10 protein-coding genes and 1 pseudogene are annotated in these 8,129 nt (G+C 63.3%); 6 read left to right on the forward strand and 5 right to left on the reverse strand.

Going from position 1 to position 8,129, the window contains the following annotated elements; translation table 11 throughout:
* Positions 1-132: 132 nt before the first annotated feature.
* The 3 genes from ACLQI9_RS01970 to ACLQI9_RS01980 all read left to right on the forward strand — a co-directional run bounded on the left by ACLQI9_RS01970 (position 133) and on the right by ACLQI9_RS01980 (position 1,433).
* Entirely contained in the window at positions 133-279 is a 147-nt protein-coding gene (locus ACLQI9_RS01970; RefSeq protein ID WP_442382046.1) for a zinc-binding dehydrogenase, read from the forward strand.
* Positions 276-1,043, forward strand: coding sequence for a DUF899 family protein (locus ACLQI9_RS01975; protein ID WP_442390869.1), 768 nt, complete (start codon positions 276-278; stop codon positions 1,041-1,043). The genes ACLQI9_RS01970 and ACLQI9_RS01975 overlap by 4 nt, the downstream gene beginning before the upstream one ends.
* A gap of 180 nt (positions 1,044-1,223) precedes the next feature.
* A complete protein-coding gene (locus ACLQI9_RS01980; RefSeq protein WP_442382048.1) occupies positions 1,224-1,433 on the forward strand; it encodes a nitroreductase/quinone reductase family protein in 210 nt (69 codons plus the stop codon).
* Here ACLQI9_RS01980 and ACLQI9_RS01985 read toward each other — a convergent pair.
* The 5 genes from ACLQI9_RS01985 to ACLQI9_RS02005 all read right to left on the reverse strand — a co-directional run bounded on the left by ACLQI9_RS01985 (position 1,375) and on the right by ACLQI9_RS02005 (position 5,795).
* On the reverse strand, positions 1,375-1,755 hold the full coding sequence (locus ACLQI9_RS01985) for a nuclear transport factor 2 family protein (protein ID WP_442382049.1): 381 nt from the start codon (positions 1,753-1,755) through the stop codon (positions 1,375-1,377). The two genes, ACLQI9_RS01980 and ACLQI9_RS01985, sit on opposite strands and share 59 nt — an antisense overlap.
* A 45-nt stretch (positions 1,756-1,800) precedes the next feature.
* Positions 1,801-3,459 (reverse strand): acyl-CoA synthetase, encoded by a 1,659-nt coding sequence (locus ACLQI9_RS01990; protein ID WP_442382050.1) that lies wholly within the window; start codon positions 3,457-3,459, stop codon positions 1,801-1,803.
* A gap of 8 nt (positions 3,460-3,467) precedes the next feature.
* Positions 3,468-4,085, reverse strand: coding sequence for a PaaI family thioesterase (locus tag ACLQI9_RS01995; RefSeq protein ID WP_442390871.1), 618 nt, complete (start codon positions 4,083-4,085; stop codon positions 3,468-3,470).
* A complete protein-coding gene (locus ACLQI9_RS02000) occupies positions 4,082-4,699 on the reverse strand; it encodes a cysteine hydrolase (RefSeq protein ID WP_442382052.1) in 618 nt (205 codons plus the stop codon). The genes ACLQI9_RS01995 and ACLQI9_RS02000 overlap by 4 nt, the downstream gene beginning before the upstream one ends.
* Positions 4,700-4,802: 103 nt before the next feature.
* A complete protein-coding gene (locus ACLQI9_RS02005) occupies positions 4,803-5,795 on the reverse strand; it encodes a Rieske 2Fe-2S domain-containing protein (protein ID WP_442390873.1) in 993 nt (330 codons plus the stop codon).
* Between the two features lie 73 nt (positions 5,796-5,868).
* Here ACLQI9_RS02005 and ACLQI9_RS02010 point away from each other — a divergent pair, with 73 nt between their 5' ends.
* From ACLQI9_RS02010 to ACLQI9_RS02020, 3 genes and pseudogenes are all read left to right on the forward strand, one after another.
* Entirely contained in the window at positions 5,869-6,312 is a 444-nt protein-coding gene (locus ACLQI9_RS02010) for a nuclear transport factor 2 family protein (protein ID WP_442390875.1), read from the forward strand.
* Positions 6,302-7,927, forward strand: a complete 1,626-nt coding sequence (locus ACLQI9_RS02015) for a flavin-containing monooxygenase (RefSeq protein ID WP_442379967.1) — start codon at positions 6,302-6,304, stop codon at positions 7,925-7,927. Before ACLQI9_RS02010 ends, ACLQI9_RS02015 begins: the two co-directional genes overlap by 11 nt.
* A 66-nt stretch (positions 7,928-7,993) precedes the next feature.
* A pseudogene (locus ACLQI9_RS02020) lies at positions 7,994-8,129 on the forward strand (alpha/beta hydrolase); the annotation flags it as partial.

Raw genomic sequence — 8,129 nt, forward strand, 5'->3', positions numbered from 1 at the left:
AGGGCACGGGGCACAGGAAAAGTGTCACGCTTCGCCCTTTAGCGCGACACCCGAACTACTGCCGGGACACAGCCGATCGCTCCGAGCATTCGAGTGATTGACACGTCATGTAAAGCTACTATCGTGGCGTTCATGCCTAAAGCAGTGCAGTTCGACCTCGTCGCACGGGGCGAACCCGAAGTGCCAATCACCGGAGTCTTCGCCCTCAGTGATGTGCGGGACGCATTCCGGGAGGTCGAACAGCGACACACCTGCGGCAAGTGGGTGTTGCGACCATGAGCGACTTCGCAGAGCACACGATAGCTTTTCCGAATGAGTCGCGGGAGTATCGCGAAGCGCGTGATGCGCTGTTTCAACGGGAGGTCGATCTCCAGCGGGAAATGGAGGCCGTCGCGGCGCAGCGGAGATCACTACCGCCTGGCGGCGAGGTCCCCGAAGACTATGTGTTCGACCGAATGGGTGACGACGGCGCCGCCACGACGGTGCGTATGTCCGAGCTATTCGGCGATAGCGACACACTGATGCTCTACCACTACATGTTCCCGCGTCTCTGCGGGGATGATCGGCCCAGACCGACTAGCGGTATCGGCTCGGAACTGCCCATAGACGAGGGACCGTGCCCATCGTGCACCCCGCTGATCGACATGTGGGACAGCGTGATCGCCCAGCTCGACGGTTTGGGTGGCAATTTGGCGATCGTTGCAAAGGCCCCGATCGAGCAGGTAGCGGCGTTCGCACAGGACAGGGGGTGGCGACACATCGGCGTGCTGTCGGGGGCGAACTGCAATTTCCGCCGTGACTACGGGAACGACGGTGCTGACGGCCAGCCTTTACCGCTGCTGACCATTTTCAAGCGCTGGCCCGACGGCTCGATACGACTGCACTGGGCAGGCGAACTCGTTTTCGCGGCATTTGAAAAGGATGATTCGGGGGAGGACCCAGAGCACTACGACACAGTGCAGCCGCTCTGGACACTGTACGACGTGGCCACATCGCCCCGTTACCGACACTGGCGACTTGAACACCTGCCGGCGAACTGGTGACGACGCTGACGGAGGCCGGGTAGGGGATTCAGTCAGAGCCGGCGCCGCCGCGTCAATGGTGGTGGTTTCGACCCGCTGTCGGACCCGATCGGCACGACACCTGATTGACACTTGATGTGAATCTACTTTACTGTGGCATTACATGATAAATCATGTAAAGTGAGAAGGCAAGACAGCGTCATGACAGAGGTCAACGAATTCAACCGCCGCAACATCGAAGAGTTCCGCAGCAATCACGGGCGCCTTGGCGGACCGTTTGAGGGCGTACCGGTTTTGCTACTACACACGACCGGAGCACGAAGCGGCCAGGAGCTGACCGACGCCGCAGCGCTCATTCGATTCGTTCGACCCACTGGGCCCGGGATGGCCCGGGCTCGAACGGATCGCTGAAGTACTGCGTCTCGCGGACCACCTCTGCACCCTCGAATTCCATGATGCTGACGACGTAATACGGTTGCTCGTCATACGTCATGACGAGTTCGCTGATCCAAAGATCTCCGCCGCCAAGCATGCGTCGCACGGTGAAGCGTTTCGTGTTCGGCTGAGCGGTGCGCGAGGCCTCAATGTTGGCTCGACCGCGGATGCGCTCGCCCGACTGCGGATACTCCAGAACCGCATCGGCTCGGTAGATTTGGTGCTCCGTCGCAAAGTCGTTGGCATCAGAGGCCGCCCAGTGGCGCTCCAGCGCGACCTTCACCTTTTCATCACCCATGGCTATGTCTCCTCCCAGCGGATGAACAGCGGCTTGATTAGATTCTCAGCTGTTGACCGCCTGCTCGCGCGCCCAACGATAGTCGGCCTTGCCTGACGGGCTGCGCACGATGGTTGTACGGAACACGATCGCCTTCGGAAGTTTATAGCGGGCCAGGGTTTTCGCGGCATGTTCGGTTAGCTCGCCGGCATCGGCGCGTGCGTCATCGGCAAGCGAGACGACGGCAACGACCTCTTGGCCCCACCGCTCGCTGGGCCGTCCGGTGACGACCACGTCGGCCACCGCGGGATGCGACGCGATCGCGGTTTCGACTTCCTCGACGAAGATCTTTTCGCCGCCGGAGTTGACCGTGACCGAGTCGCGGCCCAGCAATTCGACAACGCCGTCGGCGCGGTGGCGTGCCCGGTCACCCGGAACCGCGTAGCGCACGCCGTCAATCACCGGGAACGTCGCGGCGGTCTTGGTTGCGTCGCCCTTGTAGCCGAGCGGCACGTAGCCTCGCTGCGCGAGCCAGCCCATACCATCGTGACCCGGTTGAAGGATCGAGCTGTGGTCTTCGGCGGCCACGAAGGTGTCCGGCCCGGCCTTGAAGGTGCCCGTCGACACCGCTCCTGACATCGACAGGTGGTGCATCTGCGCACCGGTCTCCGACGATCCGACGCCATCCACGACAACGGCCTTGGGCAGAACCTCGATCAAGCGTTGCTTGACGAACGGAGTCAGCAGCGCCCCGCCATTGGCCACCACGACCAACGACGACACATCCGCGATGCCCTTCTCGATCGCGGCGACCAGCGGCCTTGCCATCGCGTCGCCGACCACCGTCACGGTCATCACTTTCTCCCGCTCGATCGTGCGGACAACGTCTTCGGCGTCCAAATGATCGACGACCGAAGGGAAGACGACGGTCTGACCGGTCGTGATTGCCGTCATCACGCTCCACTGGGCCGCGCCGTGGATCAGTGGCGGCAGAATCATTAACTTGTTGGGGGGAGCCTCGGACGCCACGGCTACCGCTGCAACGATCTCGTCGACGGAGCCAAAGGGCTCGCCGGTCATGATATTTCGCCCGCCGAACGACGTCATGAAGATGTCGTGCTGACGCCACAGCACACCTTTGGGCATTCCGGTTGTGCCACCGGTGTAGAGGACGTATAGATCGTCGGGCGAGTGCCCTACCGGCGATGTAGGCGAACTCGATTCGATGATGCTCTCGTAATCCACCGCGCCGTCGAGCAACGCGTTACCCGAGTCGTCGGCGATCTGAATGAGAACTCGCAACTGTGGAAGGTCCGGCAAAATTTCGCCTAGTCGCGGCGCGAACGCGGCGTGGTAGATCAGCGCGGTCGCACCCGAATCCGCGAGCAAATAATGCAATTCGCTCTGGACATAGCGGAAGTTGACGTTGAACGGGGCGACGCGCGCCGCAAACGTACCGAGCAACGCCTCGACGAATTCGTTTCCGTTGTAGGCGTATAAGCCGAGAAGATCCTGCCCCACCTCGTGACCGGCAAGCGCTGACCGCTCGGTGTGGCAGCCCAGCCCCCGCGAGTGTAGATATCCGGCAAGGCGATTCGACCGCGCAATGATCTCCGCGTAGGTATAGCGTCGTTCGCCCTGGATGATCAACTCACGGTCGCCGATCGTGGCCGCGACGGCTCCGGCGACGGCGGGCACTGTGAATTGCGTTGCGCTAGCTGACATCAGGCCTCTCAAAGCTGGTGCGGAAGTAAACGAACCATCAGGCCGTTGGCTTCGCTGAGTAGCGTGCCGTCGGCCGCTGTCATGGTAGCGGTGACGAATACCTTCCTGCCGTCGATCTCGGTGATGCGGCCATGGGCGGTCAACGGCTCGTCGATCGGCGTGATGCTGCGGTAGTCGACGTGCAGGTAGGCCGTGCGGCTGGGGGAAAGCCCGGCCGTGGAAACGATCATCCCGAAGTGCCAGTCATACAGCAGCGGGATCATGCCGCCGTGCACGGCATTGTTACCGCCCACGTGTGAGCGGGTGAAGTGTCCTTCCATCGTGACCCCGTCGGGTCCGGAGTCGGAGATAGTCCACGGTGGCAGCAGGGGATGGCCCAGCCCGGGCAGTTCGATGTCTCGGCCGGCCGGCGCTCGGCCTTCCGGCACCTGATGGACTTCCAGCAACGCGCACGCGCTTTCCACGTGCTCGGCCGCGGTAGTCCAGGTAGGGCTCTCCGGCTTGGTCGAAACCGTGAGGTCTTGCAGGCGGAGCATTGCCGCTATGAACCGGCTCAGCTCAGGGGGTGCGTCGACCGGTTTGAGCTCTGGAAATCCGCCTCGGATTTCGGGTGCTGTGTCCGTCATTGCGGAGTCCATACCTGTAGCAGCTCCTCGGTCGTGGTGATCGTCGCGAGCAGGGACAGCGTGTTGTCGATGACCGCGGCGCCGTACTCGGCGGGTATACCGGCGACGGCATCGCGCGGCACGATGACGCGATAGGCAGCGTTGACCGCGTCCATGACCAGGTTGGGGATCGCGATGTTCAGCGAAACGCCGACCACGACGATGGTGGACACGTCGAGGTTCCGAAGCACCGCGTCCAGGTCGGTGCCGCCCATCGGCCCAACACCGTGCCAACGGCTCAGGACCAGATCCGTTGGCTCAGGACCTAACTCGGGCAACACGGCGGCTCCAGGCGTACCGGGAGTGATGTCGACGCCGCGGTGCCCGACGGCGAAAATCTTGGCATTGTGGTTGGAGCCGAGCCCATCGGGTCGTCGCTGCACCAAGCAATGCACGATGCGCACGCCTGCTGTTCGAGCCGTCGGCAACAACCGGGTGATGTTGGGTAGCGCAACCCGGCGTGCTTCTTTCGCGAGCACCGCCAGCCCCGCGTTCGGGCCGATGACCGCGCCCTGGCACTCCTGCGCGACGATCGCAGTGTGCGCGGGCGCCGCGAGTGCCGCCAGTGGGGTCATGCGCGCCGCTCTCCCCCGCAAGCGGGTGGGGGTACCCCCAGCCGCGCAGCGGCGAGGGGGCGTGCCCCCACCTCATCGCTTCGCTCTGCATTGTCGCCGGCGGTCATGCGGGCACTTCGTAGAACTGAGTCGCCCATTTCCGCAGTGCCATATACCCTTTGGCGTCGACCTTGCAGAGTGCTGGGTGTTCCACGTACTTCTGGTAGCGCCAGATTTGCAGATCGTCGAACACGGTGGACAGGAACTGCTTTTCGATGATCTCGCGCAGCTTGCCTTCCGGCACATCGGAGGTGTCGCCGGGACGTCGAGGCCACCAGATCGAGTAGAACAGGTCGGAGCACTCGTCATCGACCGGCGTGCAGGTGAAAATCAGCCGATGATTCTGCGCGCCCTCGAAGACGCTGATCGCGCCGCCGAGACCGAACAAATGGCTGTGGAACCGTAGCGCGAGATCGTCGGGATTGTCGCTGCTCGCGTCGGGCCAGCCCGCAATGAATTGCCACTCGTGGTCCACGATCTTCCAGTCCAGCACTCTGGGTGTGACCGTGGCGTGGTGCACGTACTCGAAATGGGCACTGTCAGGGGCGTTTTCCGCCACGATCTGCGGATGCACCGGTTCGCGCTCCGCACGCCGAGAGAACTCCGGATAGGCGCGGTAATAGGCCGCCGGATCGGTCTCGAATTGCGGGAACTTGCGAAAAATGTCTGGCATCTCCCACTGCGGCTCTTTGCCGTCGGGCTGATGCCAGATGAACACGCAGTCGTATTGCTCCCGGACCGGAAACACCCGCAGCCGTAGCGCACGGTTGGGGCGATCCGGCTGATAGGGGATGTATCGATTGGTGCCATCCGGGCCCCAGCGCCACCCGTGGAACGGGCACTGCACGCAGTCGCCGACCACCTTGCCGCCGTGGCCGATGTGGGCGCCGAGGTGTTTACAGTGTGCCTCCAGCACATGCAGCTCACCCGACTCGTCGCGGTAGGCCACCAGATCCTCGCCGAAATAGTGCAGCGGGCGGACTTCGCCCACGGGAAACTCCGGAGACCACCCAACCATGAACCATCCGGTGACTTTCCAGGTGAACGGTACCTTCACGCCGGTGCCTCCTGTAGTCCACTGATACTAAATTCGTTACAGTATAGATTTCAGGTCGAGGAGGCGTAACAGGGTGGCTGACGATCTCGAAGCGATTCGGCAGTTGAAGGCGCGTTACTGTCGCTTTCTCGACGCCAAGGACGTCGAGGCCAGGCGCAGCGTGTTCACCACCGATGTAGTGGTCAAGCTGGACATGGCGGTTTCCACCGGCGGGGCCGATCCGATGACGGCGCCGCCGGTGCAGGGCGTCGACAACTTCGTGCCAACGGTGATGGCCAGCTTGGAGAACGCGGCGACCATGCACCATTGCCACACCCCGGAGATCACCCTCACCTCACCCACCACCGCAACCGGCATTTGGGCGATGGAAGACTGGGTCATCTTCGGCGGCGGCCAGGAGTTGCACGGGGCCGGTCACTACCGCGAGACCTACGAGAAGCAGGACGATACCTGGCGGATCAAATCCCTGCACCTGACCCGAACCATCCTCAAGATCACCGGTAGCGATGCCGACTAAAGTCGACGCGTCGTTCGACGCCCTGGTCATCGGCGCGGGCTTCTCCGGCCTGTACACGCTGCATCGGCTGCGGCAGCAAGGGATTCGGACCCGCGTGCTGGAAATGGCCGAAAACGTCGGCGGCACCTGGCTGTACAACCGTTACCCCGGCGCTCGTTGTGACATCGAAAGCATCGAATACTCCTACAGCTTCTCCGACGAGATCCAGCAGGAATGGGTGTGGACGGAGACGATGCCGGCCCAGCCCGAGATCGAGGCCTATCTGAACTTCGTTGCCGACCGGCTCGATCTTCGCCGCGACATCCAGTTCGACACCAAGGTCGTCGCAATGGACTTTGACGACGAGGCCGCGGCGTGGGTGGTGCGAACCGAAGCCGGCGAAACTTTCCGAGCCCCGTTCGTCGTTGCCGCCACCGGCATCTTGTCGGCGCCGCTGGAACCCGACATCCCCGGGATGGCCACCTTCGCCGGGACGTCATTGTTCACCAGCCGCTGGCCGCACAAGAGCGTCGACCTTGCCGGAAAACGGGTCGGCGTCATCGGGACCGGCTCGACCGGTGTTCAGCTCATTCCGGTGGTGGCCCGAGAAGCCGCGCAGCTCTATGTGTTTCAGCGTTCGCCAGCGTACACGCTGCCCTGGCAGGTGCGGCGGTTTGAGCCCGGCGAGCTGGACGAGATGAAAGCGCGGTACGACGAGATTCGAGCGGCCCAACGAGCGCACCCGGTCGGCGCGGCGCGGCTAAGTGCCTTCTCAGTGCTACTGGGGATGCTCGGTAAGCCGCCATTGAAGTCGGCATCACGAGAAGACCAATTACGGGCCATCGACGAGAGCGGGGTAATGGGCGCGCTGAATTGGGGCGACATCTTCTTCGACATCGAGGCCAACCGGATGGCGGCCAAGTTGTATGGCGACGCAGTCGAGCGGATCGTCAAGGATCCCGAAGCGGCGGCCTCCTTGGTCCCCGACCACCCGTTCGCGTGCAAGCGACCGATCATCGACCAGGGCTACTACCAGACCTTCAACCGCGACAACGTGACGCTCGTCGACCTGCGCAAGGGGCCGATCCGCGACGTGACTCCGACCGGCATCCGCACCGAGCAAGGTTCCTACGATCTCGACGTGATCGTCTACGCCACCGGGTTCGACGCGATGACCGGCGCGCTGAGCCGCATCGACATTCGCGGGCGCGACGGGCTGTCGCTCGGCGAATTCTGGGCCAGCGAAGGGCCGTTGTCCTATCTTGGGCTGGCGGTCGCCGGCTTCCCGAACCTGTTCACGATCCAGGGTCCGGGCAGCCCGAGTGCGGCCACCAACTTCGTCACCGCGTTGGAACAGCATGTGGATTGGATCAGCGATTGCATCGCGTACTTGCGCGCCAACGGAATTCGCACCATCGAGGCGCTACCCACTGCGCAGCAGGAGTGGATCGACCACGCCACCTCGCTCGTGGCGGCAACGGTGCTGGTCCACCCGTCGTGCAACTCCTGGTACAACGGCGGCAATGTGCCGGGCAAGAAGCGGATGTACATGGGCTATACCGGCGGAATCCCCGAATACCGACGCCGCTGCGACGAAATCGCGGCCGGCGGATACACCGGTTTTAAGTTGGCTTAGGTGAGCGGCACGTCATTGGCGACGCGCAGTCTGGGCCTCACCCGCGACCTGGCCCGCGAGCTGGGCATGGTCGTGCCGCGCGCGGTGGCCGGTCTCAACGAATCGACCGGGTGGGTCCCGGTGTCGCCACGTGGCGTGCGTCAGTTCGGCGAGGTGATGCTGGACGAGCTTGTGCTGTCCGGGTTTTCGTTGCTGGGCGGGG

The organism is Mycobacterium sp. (assembly GCF_052143115.1).
GTDB lineage: Bacteria > Actinomycetota > Actinomycetes > Mycobacteriales > Mycobacteriaceae > Mycobacterium.